The organism is Microcoleus asticus IPMA8 (assembly GCF_013179805.1).
In the GTDB taxonomy this organism is placed as follows: Bacteria; Cyanobacteriota; Cyanobacteriia; order Cyanobacteriales; family Microcoleaceae; genus Microcoleus; species Microcoleus asticus.
In genome coordinates this window covers 1-16768 of sequence record NZ_SRRZ01000154.1, presented here as the reverse complement: position 1 = coordinate 16768, position 16768 = coordinate 1, and the positions used below count along the sequence as shown (strand labels likewise).

Genomic DNA, 16768 nt, shown 5'->3' with positions numbered 1-16768 from the left:
TGAGAATTCTTTAAGATGCACCGTACTTGCTCTCCCTTTTTGGACACAATACGTAATTTACCATCATTTAAGCCTTAACTGAACCGTATTGCGCTTTAATCGAGTTAATCCGCAATTCAGGTGATGAATATACCCGGAGGGAAGCGACAAGAAGTTTGGGGGAAATCGGCAAAAATTGCCCAGACGCGATCGCCACTTTAGTCGAATTAATCAATACTTCTCAGGATGAAGTTACTCGGTGGCAAGCGGCAGATATATTGGGTAAAATTGATAAAGATAGCCCAGTAGCGATCTCCGCTTTAGCAGAGTTAATTCACACTTCAGTTGAGAAAAACACCTGGAAGCGAGCGGTATATAGCTTGGGGACAATAGGCAAAGATAGCCCAGAAGCGATCGCCGCTTTAGTAGGACTAATCCCCAATTCAGTTGAGAACGGTATATACCGGTTTTTCCAGTGGTATAACGTACCTACCTATATAATAGTGGCATATAGCTTAGGAAAAATAGGCAAAAATAACCCAGTTGCGATCGCCGCTTTAGTCGAGTTAATCCGCAATTCCGGTGCTGAAAGTACCCGGTGTCAAGCGATAAAAAGCTTAGGGGCAATAGGCAAAACTAACCCAGAAGCAATCTCCGCTTTAGTCGAGTTGCTCGGTACTTCTCAAGGTGAATATACCCGGCTTCAAGCGGTATCTAGCTTAGGGGAAATAGATAACAATAACCCAGTTGCGATATCCACTTTAGTCGAGTTGCTTGGCACTTCTCAGAATGCATATCATCTGTGGGAATTGGGAAATAAATTAAAAAAAATAGGCAAAAATAACCCAGTTGCGATCGCCGCTTTCATCGAGTTAATCCGCACTTCAGGTGATGAACTGACCAGGCTTCAAGCAGCAGAATATTTGGGAGAAATAGGCAAAAATTCCCCAGAAGCGATCGCCACCTTAGTCGAGTTAATCCGCAATTCAGGTAATGCAGATACCCGGTGTCGATCGGCATCTAGCTTAGGGAAAATAGAGAAATATCACCCAGTTGCGATCGCGACTTTAATAGAGTTGATTCCTAGTTATCACCCTGAATATTCTATTTTTGACCCGGCAGATAGCTTACTGAAAATTATGAAAGGTAAACACTTCGCCACCGCAGTCTCAGGTTTGAAAAATCGCCTAACTTCGGAAATCTACAAAAATGATTTGGGTCGGAATGAAAGATGTCACGGAGTCATCTGGGAGTGTGCCGAAAATATGACTTACCCAGACTTTTATCAAGCATGGCACGCTTAACCCACCGCTGGAATTGCCGTTAACAGGTTTTCCGCCAAATCAAGAGGACTTGCTGAATGCGGTACAGAATTGGATTGGGGCGAGGGGATAAGTCGCACATCCAGGGGCCGGACTTAGGCTGGGCCGTTTCCCTACAGGTATTACAAAAACGTGCGATCGACCAAAAGCAGATGCGAACAAATCCTTTAACCTACAATACTATTTCTAGAGATGCCATCACCGAGCCTCCGAAAGACTCCCCCAAACCATGCCCAAGCCAAAAAAGACCCCCGCCAAAACCTACACTGAAATCAACCTCAGCGACCCTCAATATTACTTCAACCGAGAACAAAGCTGGCTAGAATTCAACAACCGCGTGCTCCACGAAGCCCTCGACCCCCGCACGCCCCTCCTAGAAAGACTTAAATTTCTCGCTATTTTTAGCTCCAACCTAGACGAATATTTTATGGTGCGCGTAGGCGCCCTCAAACAGCAAGTACACGCAAAAGTCAGCAAATTGACCTCCGACGGCAGCACGCCTCAACAACAGCTAGATGCCCTGAACAAGCGGCTTTTGCCGATGGTTTCTCAGCAACACGCCTATTTTGAGCAAACCCTGCGGCCGAAACTAGCAGCAAGCGAAATCTACATTCTCGACTACATTGACCTCAATCAAGAACAGCGCAATTACTTGCACCGCTACTTCAAAGAACAAGTATTTCCCGTACTCACTCCCCTAGCAGTTGACCCCAGCCACCCATTCCCCTACCTTTCCAATCTCAGCCTCAATTTAGCAGTAGTAGTCAGAGACCCGGACACGCGCGAAGAATTGTTTGCCCGCGTCAAAGTACCGCAGGTTTTGCCGAGGTTTTTGCCGCTGCCGGGGGATTTGCAGTGGCAGCAGAGGGGCAAATCTCCAGTTTGGACTGGCGTGCCCCTAGAACAGGTGATTGCCCACAATTTAGAAGCTTTGTTTCCGGGGATGGACGTAGAGGAATATCACCCGTTCCGCATTACTCGCAATTCCGATTTGACGGTGGAGGAAGATGAGGCGGAGGATTTGCTGCTGGCAATAGAACAGGAGCTCCGCAAGCGCCGGTTTGGAGGTTCTGCGGTGCGGATGGAAATTCAAGCGATTATGCCGCCTGCGCTGCGAGATATGCTGATGGAGGAGCTGGATCTCGGCGAGCAAGATGTTTACGTCGTAGAGGGGCTGCTAGGCCTCAAGGATTTGATGTCTTTTGTGGGGCTGCCAGTGCCGGAACTGAAAGACCCACCTTGGACTCCGGTTGTGCCGCCGCGCTTGCGGAACTTGGAATCGGCAAGGATTTTAGAGAAATCAATGTTGGATGCTGAGGATGGTCAGGATATTTTCACCGCCATCCGCCAGGGGGATTTGATGCTGCACCATCCCTATCACTCGTTTGCGGCGACGGTGCAGCGGTTTATTACTGAGGCGGCGCACGATCGCTCCGTGTTAGCGATTAAGATGACTTTATACCGCACTTCTGGAGATTCGCCGATCGTCAGCGCCTTAATTCAAGCAGCGGAAAACGGCAAGCAGGTAGCCGTTTTAGTAGAGCTCAAAGCTAGGTTTGACGAAGAAAATAATATTAATTGGGCTCGCAAGTTAGAACAAGCTGGAGTCCACGTAGTTTACGGTTTGGTGGGACTCAAAACCCACACCAAAATTGTGATGGTAGTGCGTCGCGAGGACGGGTACATCCGCCGCTACGTCCACATCGGCACCGGCAATTACAATCCCAAAACAGCCGGACTGTATACCGATGTGGGTTTGTTGAGTTGTCGCGAGGATTTGGGATCGGATTTGACGGATTTGTTTAATTATTTGACTGGTTATTCGCGGCAGGTATCTTATCGCAAATTGTTGGTGGCACCGGTCAATATGCGCGATCGATTTTTAGCTTTAATTCGGCGTGAGGTCGAATTCTGCCGCTTGCAGGCCGAAGGCGGCAACGGTAGCTGCGGCCGCATTGTCGCTAAAATGAACGCTTTAGTTGACCCTCAAATTATTGTTGCTTTGTACGAAGCTTCGCAAGCGGGAGTTAAAATTGATTTGATTATCCGAGGGATTTGCTGTTTGCGTCCCGGCGTTGAAGGTGTTAGCGAAAATATCCGAGTTATCAGTATTATCGGCCGCTTTTTAGAGCATTCTCGGATGTTTTATTTTTTCAACGGTGGCGACGAAGAGGTGTATATTGGTTCTGCTGACTGGATGCAGCGCAATCTCACAAGAAGGGTTGAGGCGATAGTTCAGGTGGAAGACCCGACAATTGCCAAGGAATTGCAAGAAATTTTGGGGGTAATGCTGGCTGACAACCGCCAAGCTTGGGATTTGCAGCCGGGAGGACACTACTCTCAGCGGCGGCCGCCTGCTAATTGCCCGGAAGTGAGTTCTCAGCAAATTTTGATGGATATGGTGATGAATTAGTCAGTAGTCATTAGTCATTAGTCAAATTTGCAGTGAGCAGTTGTCGGTTCTTGTTAGCTATTAAGCTGTACTGCATTTAATTTTCACTGTGAGGGCGGGCTCTCCGGTCCACCCCACAAGATTTTTAGTAACATAACTATCCAAATTAAATTAGCGACAGCTTAGCTGACAACTAATGACTGACAACTAATAACTGATGACTAATGACTGATGACAACTGACTACTGACTACTGACTACTGACTAATGACTACTTAACTGTTAAAAGTCCGCTTGAATTCTTCTAAGAGATCGTCAATTTCTTCGATCGCCTGACTCACATCTATTCTCAGGGCTCCCAAGTCCGATCGATCTAACAGCCGCACGAGGGATTCCCGCTTGCTCTCGATCTCTGCTACGCGCTCTTTGATTGTTTGTGCATCCATGGTTTTTTGCCTTTGCTACTATTAACAAAAATATTTGACATTCCCCCCTGCGAACAGACGGAGATTCTTAATTCACCGACCTACCTTTTTGGGCAAATCCTTCACTGTTTTTATATGGGAAGTGATGAACCTGCTCTGGGTTTTTGAGTCTGTGTTATAGTTTGATTGTACATCAAAACTTCAGCCAAACTTAAACCAAATTTTAGCGCAAAAAAGGCGGACGTTTGGTATCTGCAGGTTTATTTTTCATCATTCCAGCTAAAAATCGTTTCAGGGCCTTCTCCCGGTTTTTCATAAAAGCAGCCCAAAATCCCGGTTGATATTCATCCATTGTCTTGGCTAGGGCCCAGACATCGATCGCTAAGATATTATAAAGCCTTTCATCTTCGCGTTTGAGCGAGTTAATCTGCTCTAGAACCGACTTGTTTGCTCCAGCAGTTTGTTTGTCTTCGTCTTTAATCATGTCCGAAAAATGGTTGAAAGGGCAAGAGTGTCGATCGCGATCGCCACTCTGTATACTTTGATGATACTGCCGATCTCGATTGCCTTCTAAAACCAACGCCGCGCAATTAACACGGATATTTACCGATGGCGCGCCCGGGCGAGTCCGGCTGGATAAGCTTCTGAAGCTAGAGACAAGACTGTGGATGCACACCGTTCCCGCGCTCATAGATGCTAGCAGTTTTTGCAGGTCTTTTGGCAAAAAAACTAAATTTATTCAAGACTTTTTGACAGATAATAATTAAAGTATATTGTTGATTCCAGCTAACTACCTCACTAATATGTTACGTAAAATTTCTTTAGCAAACCTAGCCTTAGTTGTGGGCGGTATTATAGCAGCAGTCGGGTTCACAGCCTACTTCACAGACCAACCTACCCTGAACCTAGCCGGTTTTTTTTATGGAATTCCGCTGTTGCTGGGAGGTTTGGCGCTGAAAGCAGCCGAACTCGAACCGGTGGAGTTCACCGAACCGACTTCTCCCGAAGTTCTTCTCCTGCGAGAAAGTCAGGCCACAGATACTCAAAACCAAGTCCGCAAAGATATCACCCGATTTCGCTACGGCCAACCCGCGCACTTAGATGATGCTTTGGAGCGTCTGGGCTTGGCCCCAACAGACGAGGAACGGCCTCTCCTGCAAGGGTTGCGGGAAGTTGATGTTGATGGTGCTTATGGGTTAATTTTAGAGTTTTATTCGCCGTTAATGCCGATCGACCTCTGGGAAGAAAAGCAAGACAAAATAGCTACTTTTTTTGGGCCAGGTTTGCGCGCACAAGTGAGTCAAAAGGCGGATGACAAAATTGAATTGGCTTTAATTAAAAATACTCAAGCTTAAAGTAGTTTTAAGTTTGGAGTTCGTGAATTTTGAAGTCGCCAATTAATAATTAATCCTGCATCACATCAGATACTGATTTTAGCGGCAGCTTGAAACCTGTCGCTATCAACAAAAGCTCAATCCGCAATAGGGCGATCGCGCAAATTAGATTTTCCTTAATTACAATAGTGGTTGAGAACCGATCGGCAATTTTAAATCTGGAGAAGCACAAATGGTTTCGTCCCAAAGCAGGATAGGTATTATCGGCGCAGGAACATCAGGAGCTTATCTGGCAATTCTGCTGATTCAACAAGGGTTTCAAGTGGACTTGTTTGAAAAAGCACCCTATGCCCGCACCGATGGCTGCGGTATCCTGATCGTACAAGCAGGTATGGAAGCGCTCGATCGCGGAAACCATCAAGTCACCCAAAAAATTATCAACTCAGGCGATCCGGTTAAATTATTCGAGTTTCGCAACCTCCGTGGCGGTGTCATCAATTCTGAACCCGTTACCTATGAAGAAAATGAACTCCCAGGAATGCTGGTACACCGCAAAGCTATTCTAGAAGCACTCCTCGACGAGTTACCCCCTGAGTGTATTCATTTTAATGCGGAAGTAGCATCGATCGCCCAAACCGAGCACAGCGCGATCGCGCACTTTAAAGATGGCAGTAAATGGGAAGGCGATCTTTTAATTGGCGCAGATGGAATTGTCTCCAAAGTTCGTCAATATATAGTTCCAGGTGTTGAACTATTCTATTTAGGCGATATCGTCTGGCGAGGAATTGTCGAAGATAATAGCTTCTGTCCCGAAGGAAACTTTTTTGTTTACGTGCGCGGTAGGGGAATTTATGCCAACTTCTTTCACATTGGTGGAGGTCGCACTCATTGGGGTTTCTTTATTGAAAAAGAGCGGGCAGAATCCGAAATAGGGAAACTACAACCTAATAATATTACCATTCCTCCCCAAGAACTAGCAAAACTCCCAGAGGATGCGCGAAAAGTTATTGAATCAACCCCTGTGGAAAATATTGTCTGTCGTTTTTCCTATGACATTGACCCCTTACCAAAAATCTATGATGGTCGTGTTATCTTAATTGGAGATGCGGCCCACGCGAAAAGTTCCACACGCGCTAGAGGTATGACTTCCGGTTGGGAAGATGGTCTGTCTTTAGCCCAACATCTCACCGACAGTGCTAACATTGCCGAAGCGCTGGAAAATTTTCAAGCTGAAAGATTACCTATTGTCCACGAATATCAACGCACTAGCCGCGAAATGAGTTTGAAAATAGGTCGCCGTTAGAAATAGAGAATAGAGCAATCCCCATGTCGGCAAATATATTTTCCTCTCCTGATTTAGACAAAGTTCCTGAAATTTTCACCCGTCATCTTGGTACGTGGAAAGGCGAGTATATTAAGACTGATACTCGCGGACATTTTACTCGCAGCTTTTTCGGTAGTTTTAGCATCTCGATTGAGGGAAGTCACTACCGACAAGTTAATAATTATGAATACTCAGACGGTTCTCGCCTCCAGCTAAATTTTCAAGGGGAATTTGAAAATCGGATTCTGAAATTGTTTTCTAGCAGTTATTCTGATTTTTCGGCGATTGCGTGGGATGCGGGCCAGGAAGTTATTTGCTTTCGAGCAACTAAAACTCAGGATGACGCACTCATTACTTTTGTGGAAACAATGACTTTACTCGCCGAAAATCACCGAGTTCGCAGCACTCAAGCTTTTAAAGATGGCGTTTTTGATGGCATCTCATTTATTGAGGAAATGCGTGTATAACTAAGCCCGCATAAAAAAATACCCAGATTCCCCACTTCTTTAAAAAGTCGGGAATCTAACATATCTCGCGTTTTCAAGAAGTAATTAATCAGCATTAACAAATAAGCGAGAACGAGTAATAAAACGCTCTCCATCCGGCCCTTCCAGGGAAAAATCGCTGCCTCCGGGTCCCGATGCCACATCTATAATTAACTGCGTGTGCTGCCAATTTTTGTATTGCTGCGCTGCAATATAAAACGGACAACCGCCTATTTCGCCGAGTAATACGTCACCATCACCGATTATCAATTCGCCATCGGGAAAGCACATGGGGGAACTACCGTCGCAGCAGCCGCCGGATTGGTGAAACATCAATTCTCCGTGTTGAGTTTTGAGATGGCTAATTAATTTTAAAGCAGCTTCTGTCGCGGTGACTTTTGCAGTTTCCATTGCAGTCTGTTTAGAAGAACAATCTCTAGTTATTATTATGAGTTTGTAGTAAGCTGTCGGGCATCTAAATTGTATTTTTGGGCGGGCGGGACACCCCACAAGCAGAAAATTCACTCTTTGTGGAACAGGCATCGTGCCTGTTCCTGAGAGAATTTAATAGTTGAAGGACTTTAGTCATCACTACAAACCAAAGAGTGAAAACTTTAGAAAAAACCTAAAGCTTTCGGGCTGTAACTTACCAACAAATTCTTCGTTTGTTGGTAGTGATCCAACATCATTTTGTGATTTTCGCGGCCGATACCAGATGATTTGTAGCCGCCGAATGCTGCGTGGGCGGGATATAGGTGATAGCAGTTTGTCCACACGCGGCCGGCTTGAACGGCGCGACCCATGCGGTAGGCGGTGTTGATGTCGCGAGTCCAAACTCCTGCACCTAAACCGTAGAGAGTATCGTTGGCAATTTCTAATGCTTCGGCTTCGTCTTTGAAGGTGGTGACTGCTAATACTGGGCCGAAGATTTCTTCTTGGAAAATTCGCATTTTGTTGTTTCCTTTGAAGACTGTCGGCTGGAAATAATAGCCGTCTTGCAAGTCGCCGGCTAAGATGTTTCTTTCGCCACCAATCAGGCATTCTGCGCCTTCGGCGTGACCGATTTTGACGTATTCGGCAATTTTTTCCATCTGGTTGATGGAGACTTGCGCGCCGAGGGCGGTTGTCGGATCTAAGGGGTTGTCTTGTTTGATTTGGCGGATGCGATCGATCGCCCTTTCCATGAATCGATCGTAGATTGACTCCTGAATTAAGGCCCGGGAGGGACAGGTGCACACTTCGCCTTGATTGAACGCAAACATGACTAATCCTTCGACTGCTTTGTCGAGGAATTCGTCGTCTTGGGCGCAGACATCTTCAAAGAAAATGTTGGGGGATTTGCCGCCTAGTTCTAGGGTGACGGGGATGACGTTTTGGGAGGCGTATTGCATGATTAGCCTGCCGGTGGTGGTTTCGCCGGTGAAGGCGACTTTGGCAATCCGGGGACTGGTGGCGAGGGTTTTGCCGATTTCGGCACCGGGCCCGTTAATGACGTTGATAACCCCGTCTGGTACTAAGTCGGCGATGATTTCCATTAGTACCAAGATTGACGCGGGGGTGGGGCCTGCTGGTTTGAGGACGACGCAGTTGCCTGCGGCGAGGGCTGGGGCGAGTTTCCAGGCGGCCATTAATATCGGGAAGTTCCAGGGGATGATTTGTCCGATGACGCCTAGGGGTTCGTGGAAGTGGTAGGCGACGGTGGTTCCGTCGAGTTCGCCGATCGAGCCTTCTTGAGCTCGGATGCAGCTTGCGAAGTAGCGGAAATGGTCGATCGCCAGCGGTATGTCTGCGAGGCGGGTTTCGCGAATTGGTTTACCGTTTTCCCAGGTTTCGGCGATGGCGAGGCGATCGAGGTTTTCTTCGATGCGATCGGCAATTTTGTGTAAAACCCGCGCCCTATCGGCTGGGGAAGTCTTGCCCCACTTGTCTTTCGCAGCGTGGGCGGCATCCAGTGCCAATTCTACATCTTCGGCGCTCGATCGGGGGATTTGACAAATTGATTTTCCTGTAATTGGAGAAAGGTTTTCCGAGTATTTCCCTTTCACCGGTGGCACCCACTTGCCGCCGATAAAGTTGTCGTAGCGAGTTTGAAAAATCGACTGACTGCCGGATTGAACAGGTGCTGCTACTACCATTTTATTACCTGATTTAAATTGGTTTTCGCGGACGCTTGAAATCTCTTGAATATCAATTCTCGTCTATTCTCTGGCAATTTTGTTCTTTAATATACAAAATTTTACATTTTTCAAATATTTGAAATCAACGTTGTTTCTACGTTTCGGGGTCGGATGGGTGGTTAATAAGATTTTTTTTGTTAACCGCAGAGTACGCAGAGGAAGAGAAGAACGAGAGCATAAAAAGAGCTTTTTACTAATTATTTAAATATGCTAATATATAGATATAAATTTGGCAACTTCTCAAAATCACCAATCAAATGCCTGCCTTAAATACCGTTGTTTTTTCTTCCGATATTGAACCGGGGTCAAAGCATTTAGATGCTGCTAAAATCCGCTGGTTTCAACGCCGGCTGAAGGCTTGGGGAAAGCGCAATTGTCGCGATTTTCCTTGGCGGCGTACCTGCGACCCCTACGCGATTTTAGTGGCTGAGTTCCTCCTGCAAAAAACTACTGCCGCTACAGTGGCTCCGATTTATCAAGAATTTGTCGATCGATATCCGACTCTCTCCGATCTAGCGGCCGCGCCTGCGGAGGAAGTTGCTAGCTTGTTGCAGCCTTTGGGTCTTTTTTTTCGGGCGCAAAAGCTGCGGGAATCGGTGCTGGTTATCCTAGAAAATTATCAGGGAAATGTTCCCCGCACGGAAGCTCAGTTGCTGGAACTTCCCGGAGTTGGCAAGTACATTGCGAGATCGGTTTGCGCTAATGCTTTCGGACAGCCAAAAGCGGTGCTCGATACGAATGTTGCTAGGATTTTGCAGCGTTTTTTTGGCATTGACGGCGGTAAAGTAAAATCCCGATCGCCCGAACTTTGGGAAGCTGCAGAACGAGTCGCTCCCAAACAGCAAGTCGGGCCGTGGAATCTAGGAATGCTGGACTTTGGGGCGGCAGTTTGCACTGCAAGAAACCCCCACTGCGGCGAGTGTCCGCTGCAACAGCAGTGCGAGTACAAAATGAGCAGCGAAATCAATTCTCTGCTCGTTGCCGAACTCAGTTGACAAATTTTGTGCAGTCATTTTAGGGGCGGGTTCACAACAATTTAGGACTCAAACCAACAATTTCAAAAACCCGCCCCCACCCAACAGTAAATACTATTAATTAACTGTGACGCAGCGGAAGTTCGATCCGAAATCTAGTACCTTTACCAGGTTCCGAAAAACACTTCAACTCTCCTTTGTGCTGCTCTACAATTATCCGATAGCTGACAGCAAGTCCCGATTCGACGGTTGGTTCCGCAGGTTGTGCTGCCAAAAAGAAATCAGAAATTTGCGCTGTGATATCTTTGCTGATTGCCATGTCGTTATCCGCAATCTCAATACAAATCCGCTGAGCATCGACCACCTCAGTGCTAATCAAAATCACAGGCTTAAATTTGATTGATTCCAACTCTTCCAAGTCTTGAGCCGACTCTTCTAAAGCATCGATCGCGTGATTGATAATATTTAGAAAAGCTTGATTGAGCAGACCTGCATAACACTCAATCTGTGGCAAATTGCCGAATTGTTTCATCACCTTGATGTCTCGCCTTCCCTCGCGAGCAGGCAAGCGGTGCTGCAACAACAACAGAGTATTTTCTAAACCATCGGAAACATCGAATAACTGCCAGCCCGATCGATCGCTGCGGGAAAAATCCTGTAGCGACAAGATTATTTGGCGGATGCGATCGCTCCCGGTCCGCATGGAACTCACAATTTTTAATAAATCGTCGAGAACGAAGTCCACATCCATATCTTGCTGTTTTTGCAGAATTTCCGCTCCGGGAGTAACTAGCTCTTTTTGATACAATCGCAGCAGTTCAATTAAATCGGTAGCGTAGCTTTGGACATGAGTGAGATTGCTGTAAATAAAAGTAATGGGGTTGTTAATTTCGTGGGCGATACCAGATACCAATTCGCCTAAAGTAGACATTTTTTCACTTTGCAGCATTGGATCGCGCGACAGTTGCAATTCTTGCTGGGTGAGTTCCAACTGCGCCCTCAACTCGCGCGATCGCTTAGACGCGCGTACCCGCCCCAAAAATTCCTGCTTAACTATCGGTTTAAACAGAAAATCGTCAAAGGGCGCGTCCAATTCTGGGAGTTCTTCAAAGCGATCGGCTGTTGTCAGCAGAATAAAATACGCTGTAGCCAATTGACGATCGGCTTTCACCAGCCGGCACACCTCCAAAAAGTTGATTTGAGGCGAAGTCCCGTCGCAAATTATCACATCCGGCGAAAATTCCCTCGCCAAGTCTAAACCCTCATTACCGTCGGGAGCGACTCTCACCTCATGTTCCTCCCTCCCCAGCAACTCTTGCACCACTTCAACAGTCACAGCATCCGCGACGATCGCCAGAATCTTTGGCATACTTCTACCAGCTCCATAAATTACTTTTTAGGATACAACCGCCAGAATTGCGCCGACATATTTAAAATTCCCAAATAGTTCAATTCCACAAAAAACAGCCCGCGCCAGTTCCCTCAAACGCCAAAATAGCTCGCTAGAAGGTATAATTTTAGACGTGCAGCGCAAAAAAGCAAAATCTCGCCTTCGTAAAGGGGCTTTTCGATAACAGCTTTCTGCCTTCTGACTGCTGACAACTCTCCTAAATCTTTCTCAAGTTGCGCCCGGAAACAATAAAAAAACTTTAAAATTAATCAATCAATACTTCGGACAGTTTCACGGCCCGCGTCCACAGGCGAGAAACCCGGTTTCTACGAGTTTGGCGACAAGTCACGAGAAATTTACCAAAAAACCGGGTTGAGCAAGGTCCGGAGTCCGCACAGTTGAACTTAGGTTTTGAGTTTGTAGTCAGCGTTGTCCCGTGCAGGCCTATTGCGCTGCAACCCACATTCTACTGTTGGTCATCAAAAATTATCCGAAGAATTGATTAATAGTATCGTCTAACTAACCTTCTAGGTCAGCGCCTGGGAATGCCAATTACCAACACCACCTCAACTTTGATTCAATCCGAAACACTAGAACTATTAGAATGGCCGCGCCTGTGTCAGCACTTGGCTACCTTCGCGGCCACCAAACTCGGCGTCGCCGCCGCCCTCGACCTCCCAATCCCGGCAACTCAAGCTCAAACAGCAGAACTCCTAGGCCAAACTCAGGAAACTTATCAGTTAGAGAGCCGCGCTGGCGGTGCTTTGAGTTTTGAAGGAATCCAAGACATCGGCACTTCCCTGCAGCGAGCCGAACTCCAAGGTTTGCTCAGCGGCGAAGAATTGCTGGCAATTGCTACTACCCTCGCCGGAGCAAGGCAATTGCGCCGGATAATTGACTCTCAGGCAGATGTGCCGACGCTCAAAGAACTGGCAGCCCAATTGCGGACTTATCCCGAACTAGAGCAAGAAATCCACCGCTGTATAGACGATCGCGCTCAAGTAGCAGACAGAGCAACTCCTAAATTAGCAGGAATTAGAGTTCAAATGCGACAGTTGCGCGATCGCATTTATCAAATATTGCAGGGGATTTTGCAGCGCCAATCCAACGCCGTACAAGAACAGCTAATTACCCAAAGAAGCGGACGCTTTGTCATTCCCGTCAAAGCTCCTCAAAAAGATGCCATACCGGGCATCGTTCACGACTCCTCGGCCAGCGGCGCGACACTGTACGTAGAACCCCACAGCACAGTCAATCTTAACAACCAAATGCGGCAGTTGCTCAGGCAAGAACAAGCCGAAGAAGAAGCAGTCCGCCGCGCCCTCACAGAGCAAGTCGCAGCAGTCAAACCCGATTTAGACAGATTGGTGGTGGTAGTTACAACTTTAGATTTAGCGGCCGCTAAAGCGCGTTACAGTTATTGGCTGCAAGCAAATCCGCCGAAATTTATCGAATTGGGAGAGCCAGAATTAGCACCAAAAAATCCCGATAAAGAAGATGAGGAACAAGAAGATGAGGAAAACTCAGAAAACAGTCAATTATTAATTCGCAACCTGCGATCGCAAATTACCCTGCGCCAGTTGCGCCATCCTTTATTAGTTTGGCAGCAACAGCACGAGCAAGGCTTTCCAGTCGTGCCGGTCGATTTAACGATCGGGCCGCACATCCGCGTCGTCGCCATCACCGGCCCCAACACGGGCGGCAAAACTGTCACCCTCAAAACTTTGGGATTGGCAGCTTTAATGGCGAAAGCAGGAATGTTTGTTGCCGCCCGCGAACCCGTAGAATTGCCTTGGTTCGACAATATTTTGGCTGATATTGGTGACGAACAATCTTTGCAGCAAAGTTTGTCTACTTTCTCCGGCCACATCCGCCGCATCAGCCGCATTTTAGAAGTTTTAGACGACAATAAATCGCAGGCTGAGGGGGAAGAAAATTCAAACCTTCCAATTACTAATTCCCAACAGCAAGACGAAGAAGTCATAGATACACAGAACACTGTTTCGGCTCTCCCAATTCTCAAACCTAAATTACAAATTTCCCAACCCCAAATCCCAAATATTAATTCCCAATTACCAATTCCCAAATCTTTAGTTTTGTTAGACGAAGTAGGAGCGGGTACAGACCCATCTGAAGGCAGTGCATTGGCGATCGCCCTGTTGAAATACCTCGCCCAACATTCCCTATTAACAGTTGCAACTACCCACTTTGGCGAACTCAAAGCCCTCAAATATCAAGACTCCCGCTTTGAAAATGCCTCAGTAGAATTTGACGACAATTCCATGCAGCCAACCTATCGCTTGCTGTGGGGAATTCCCGGACGTTCCAACGCCCTCACCATTGCCAAAAGACTCGGTTTGCTAGCATCCATAGTCGAAGAAGCTCAAACCTATGTCGGGGGAGCGTCTCAAGATGTCAATCAAGTGATTGCCGGACTCGAAGCACAGCGCCGGAAACAGGAAACCAAAGCCAGAGAAGCAACTCAACTGCTACACCAAACCGAAAAACTGCACAGAGAAGTTTCTCAAAAAGCAGCCGCTTTGCAAGAGCGGGAGCGAGAACTGAAAATAGCTCAGGAATTGGCAGTAAATGAGGCGATAGGGTCGGCAAAATCAGAAATTGCTCAAATCATTCGCCGCTTGCAGTCGGGCAACCAGACGGCTCAAAATGCCCAACAAGCGACAGATACTTTAAATCAAATTTCTGAAAAACACCTGCCCTCTCGCCAACAACCGGCTAAACCCAAACCTGGTTTTATGCCGAAAGTGGGCGATCGCATCCGCATTCCCAGCTTGGGCCAAACCGCCGAAGTCCTCAGCGGCCCCGACGCTAACGAAGAGTTGAGCGTTCGGTTTGGGATTATGAAAATGACTGTCAAACTAGGAGAAATTGAATCCCTAGACGGTCAAAAACCGGAAACTAAAGCTCAACTAGCCAAGGTAGCAGCCCAAGCACAAGCACTCGCTACGGCTAAAGCCAAGCAAGCAGCGTCGGAACCGGCAAAACCCAATCCCGAAATTGCCATTCGCACTGCTAATAATACGATCGACCTACGGGGTGCGAGAGTCTCAGATGCAGAAATCGAAATAGACAGAGCTCTTTCCAAGGCCGTGGAATACGGAGTGCTGTGGATAATTCACGGCAAAGGTACCGGACAGTTGCGGCGCGGGGTTCACGAGTTCCTCGCGAATCACCCGCAGGTTTCCCGCTTTGAGCTCGCCAGTCAAAAAGAAGGAGGTGCAGGTGTGACGATCGCTTATTTACATTGATTTGTGGCATCCCGTGGCGTAGCATGGTTAGGGGTGAAAATCTATGGGTTTTGCTGATTGCGATCGATCGAACTTGAAACGGCAACTTTTAACCCGCAGCTCCGTCCAACAGTTAGGATTGCCGGAATCAAAGCAACGAGCTATGGAGAAAAATTAACAGATGTGCTGTTGCCCACAGGCCGCAAAGCTTTCATCACTGCATACTGTTTGATATCCTGCCTCAACCTGTCTTAATTTCCCGTGCTGAAGCCATGCGCTCGACCGTAAAGTCCTCCGCTCCCACAAACGAAACGGGCCCATCTCCCAACTGGGAAGAATTGACCCAAAAAGCACCAGAACCTACCCAGTTGGACAACATTAAAGCCCAACTGGATTTAGTGCTGTTAGCCCTAGAAGCACTGGCAGAAATTGGCTCAGAGGCGATGCTCAAGGTAGCAGCCGAACTGAATTTAGAGCCAATGGTAGCCGATCGGGTAGCTCTGTGGCGGCTGCGCCAATCTAACCCGCTGCGGAAAGGCCAGGGAGGGCGAAAAAAACTAGATGTGGAGGAAGCTCGATCGCTGGTTTTGATAAGCTGTCATTTGGCAAAACAGCACCAAGCTTTAATCCGCCGCGCTGTTGCTTTGCTCGAACAAATGGCTGAGCAAAACCGCGAACCTCACACCATCGCTTTGCTGGGAGATTATATTGACAGGTTCAGCAACACTTATGGCTCGCGAATGGAAGATGCAGAAAATTTATCGGCCCGAGAGTTGACTGATTTGGCTCTCAAACTCCTGATCGATTTGCTGTTTTACAGCAGTCCCGGCGGCCACCGCCGCCTCTGGCTGGCTCTTCTAGACCGTGCTAAAAATTAAACAACGGTCAGCAGTCAACAGTCAACAGTCAACAGTCAACAGTCAACAGTCAACCGTCAACAGTCAACCGTCAACAGTCAACAGACTTTCTGCTATGGTTCTCAAACGGTACACGCCCCCCACTTGCACGCTGGAAATTACAGCCAAAAGTTCGCCTCTATCTCGCTGGGCGGGCCAACCGGTGTTTAAATCTTTAAGTTTCGAGCTGCGGCTCGACGACCCCAGGCTGCCAGATACCCAACACGTTACCCTCAGGGGCGATCGAATTCAACTCGAAACCCTCCACGAAGCTGTGAGCAACTACGTCCAAAACTTGCTCGGCGAATCCCGCGATTGGGAAAGCAACCTCAACTCTCAAACCGGTCTTACCGCAGCAGGCCCAGACTCGCCAGAAGCCGCGCATAACGCCGTCATATTCGATCGAGCCGTCAACACTTCCGAACTAGCAACTTCCAACCCCTACTCTCTCCCAACTTCCTACCTTCCGGTTCCCCCCCGCTTAGAACCCCGCGGCTTGCTCGCCCACAACTTGTTTTTAGGCTCTTTGAGCGCCGCAGAATCCGGGCCGGTAGTTCCGTTGAGCACCCTGCAACTGTTTGACTTGGCCACAGCACTAGATGACAGCGCCGCCGAAGTGATGGCGCTTCCCAACCTCAACCGCGAGTCCCGACGGCCGCTGTCCTCACCCTGGCTCAAGGTGGCAGCAATGATGGTCGCCAGCGCGGGCCTGACGACAGGAATTATCAAAATGCTCGATCGGGCCGCCATTTCCCCCCAAACCGCCTCAGCCCCCGGGCGGCGGCGGGGGGGCGGCGGCGCCGGGCGGCGGGGGCGGGGGGGG

Annotated in this window: 14 protein-coding genes; 9 read left to right on the top strand and 5 right to left on the bottom strand. The window is 47.9% G+C overall.

Annotation, left to right across the window (positions count from 1 at the left end; genetic code table 11):
- The first annotated feature begins 98 nt into the window (after positions 1 to 98).
- Positions 99 to 1283: a HEAT repeat domain-containing protein gene (locus E5S67_RS28000; protein ID WP_339382752.1), complete on the top strand. Its 1185-nt coding sequence runs from the start codon at positions 99 to 101 to the stop codon at positions 1281 to 1283.
- 247 nt (positions 1284 to 1530) lie between these two features.
- Positions 1531 to 3714 carry a polyphosphate kinase 1 gene (ppk1, locus tag E5S67_RS27995; protein WP_172192166.1) on the top strand — a complete coding sequence of 728 codons (2184 nt, stop codon included), beginning with the start codon at positions 1531 to 1533 and terminating at the stop codon, positions 3712 to 3714.
- Between the two features lie 253 nt (positions 3715 to 3967).
- Here ppk1 and E5S67_RS27990 read toward each other — a convergent pair whose 3' ends face one another.
- Together E5S67_RS27990 and E5S67_RS34610 are read right to left on the bottom strand one after the other, a co-directional pair.
- On the bottom strand, positions 3968 to 4138 hold the full coding sequence (locus E5S67_RS27990; protein WP_015176488.1) for a hypothetical protein: 171 nt from the start codon (positions 4136 to 4138) through the stop codon (positions 3968 to 3970).
- 202 nt (positions 4139 to 4340) lie between these two features.
- Positions 4341 to 4841, bottom strand: a complete 501-nt coding sequence (locus tag E5S67_RS34610; protein WP_333188739.1) for a hypothetical protein — start codon at positions 4839 to 4841, stop codon at positions 4341 to 4343.
- A gap of 79 nt (positions 4842 to 4920) precedes the next feature.
- On the opposite strand from E5S67_RS34610, the gene E5S67_RS27980 reads away from it, so the two are divergent.
- The 3 genes from E5S67_RS27980 (at position 4921) to E5S67_RS27970 (ending at position 7242) form a co-directional block, all read left to right on the top strand.
- The gene (locus E5S67_RS27980) at positions 4921 to 5472 is read left to right on the top strand and encodes a DUF2854 domain-containing protein (RefSeq protein WP_172192164.1); all 552 of its coding nucleotides are present in this window, start codon (positions 4921 to 4923) and stop codon (positions 5470 to 5472) included.
- A gap of 211 nt (positions 5473 to 5683) precedes the next feature.
- Complete coding sequence (locus tag E5S67_RS27975) at positions 5684 to 6754, top strand: FAD-dependent monooxygenase (protein ID WP_172192162.1); 1071 nt, start codon at positions 5684 to 5686, stop codon at positions 6752 to 6754.
- Positions 6755 to 6777: 23 nt separating this feature from the next.
- Entirely contained in the window at positions 6778 to 7242 is a 465-nt protein-coding gene (locus tag E5S67_RS27970) for a DUF3598 family protein (protein ID WP_172192160.1), read from the top strand.
- 84 nt (positions 7243 to 7326) lie between these two features.
- Here E5S67_RS27970 and E5S67_RS27965 read toward each other — a convergent pair whose 3' ends face one another.
- Positions 7327 to 7671, bottom strand: a complete 345-nt coding sequence (locus E5S67_RS27965; protein WP_172192158.1) for a DUF779 domain-containing protein — start codon at positions 7669 to 7671, stop codon at positions 7327 to 7329.
- A 203-nt stretch (positions 7672 to 7874) separates the two neighbouring features.
- Entirely contained in the window at positions 7875 to 9395 is a 1521-nt protein-coding gene (gene exaC, locus E5S67_RS27960; RefSeq protein ID WP_172192156.1) for an acetaldehyde dehydrogenase ExaC, read from the bottom strand.
- Between the two features lie 299 nt (positions 9396 to 9694).
- On the opposite strand from exaC, the gene E5S67_RS27955 reads away from it, so the two are divergent.
- Positions 9695 to 10432: an A/G-specific adenine glycosylase gene (locus tag E5S67_RS27955; RefSeq protein ID WP_172192154.1), complete on the top strand. Its 738-nt coding sequence runs from the start codon at positions 9695 to 9697 to the stop codon at positions 10430 to 10432.
- A 100-nt stretch (positions 10433 to 10532) separates the two neighbouring features.
- Here the strand turns inward: E5S67_RS27955 and E5S67_RS27950 are convergent, their stop codons facing one another.
- Positions 10533 to 11780, bottom strand: a complete 1248-nt coding sequence (locus tag E5S67_RS27950; RefSeq protein WP_172192152.1) for a sensor histidine kinase — start codon at positions 11778 to 11780, stop codon at positions 10533 to 10535.
- A 593-nt stretch (positions 11781 to 12373) separates the two neighbouring features.
- On the opposite strand from E5S67_RS27950, the gene E5S67_RS27945 reads away from it, so the two are divergent.
- The 3 genes from E5S67_RS27945 to E5S67_RS27935 form a co-directional block, all read left to right on the top strand.
- Positions 12374 to 15070 carry an endonuclease MutS2 gene (locus tag E5S67_RS27945; RefSeq protein WP_216670765.1) on the top strand — a complete coding sequence of 899 codons (2697 nt, stop codon included), beginning with the start codon at positions 12374 to 12376 and terminating at the stop codon, positions 15068 to 15070.
- A gap of 251 nt (positions 15071 to 15321) precedes the next feature.
- Positions 15322 to 15927, top strand: a complete 606-nt coding sequence (locus tag E5S67_RS27940) for a DUF3038 domain-containing protein (protein WP_172192148.1) — start codon at positions 15322 to 15324, stop codon at positions 15925 to 15927.
- Positions 15914 to 16768, top strand: an 855-nt coding sequence (locus E5S67_RS27935; protein ID WP_339382751.1) for a DUF4335 domain-containing protein, incomplete at its 3' end; no start/stop codon positions are given. The genes E5S67_RS27940 and E5S67_RS27935, both read left to right, overlap by 14 nt.

Bases quoted from the DNA above. Each gene is read 5' to 3' on its own strand.
- ppk1 (WP_172192166.1), top strand. From the start codon at position 1,531: ATGCCCAAGCCAAAAAAGACCCCCGCCAAAACCTACACTGAAATCAAC.
- E5S67_RS27990 (WP_015176488.1), bottom strand. From the start codon at position 4,138: ATGGATGCACAAACAATCAAAGAGCGCGTAGCAGAGATCGAGAGCAAG.
- E5S67_RS27980 (WP_172192164.1), top strand. From the start codon at position 4,921: ATGTTACGTAAAATTTCTTTAGCAAACCTAGCCTTAGTTGTGGGCGGT.
- E5S67_RS27975 (WP_172192162.1), top strand. From the start codon at position 5,684: ATGGTTTCGTCCCAAAGCAGGATAGGTATTATCGGCGCAGGAACATCA.
- E5S67_RS27970 (WP_172192160.1), top strand. From the start codon at position 6,778: ATGTCGGCAAATATATTTTCCTCTCCTGATTTAGACAAAGTTCCTGAA.
- E5S67_RS27965 (WP_172192158.1), bottom strand. From the start codon at position 7,671: ATGGAAACTGCAAAAGTCACCGCGACAGAAGCTGCTTTAAAATTAATT.
- exaC (WP_172192156.1), bottom strand. From the start codon at position 9,395: ATGGTAGTAGCAGCACCTGTTCAATCCGGCAGTCAGTCGATTTTTCAA.
- E5S67_RS27955 (WP_172192154.1), top strand. From the start codon at position 9,695: ATGCCTGCCTTAAATACCGTTGTTTTTTCTTCCGATATTGAACCGGGG.
- E5S67_RS27950 (WP_172192152.1), bottom strand. From the start codon at position 11,780: ATGCCAAAGATTCTGGCGATCGTCGCGGATGCTGTGACTGTTGAAGTG.
- E5S67_RS27940 (WP_172192148.1), top strand. From the start codon at position 15,322: ATGCGCTCGACCGTAAAGTCCTCCGCTCCCACAAACGAAACGGGCCCA.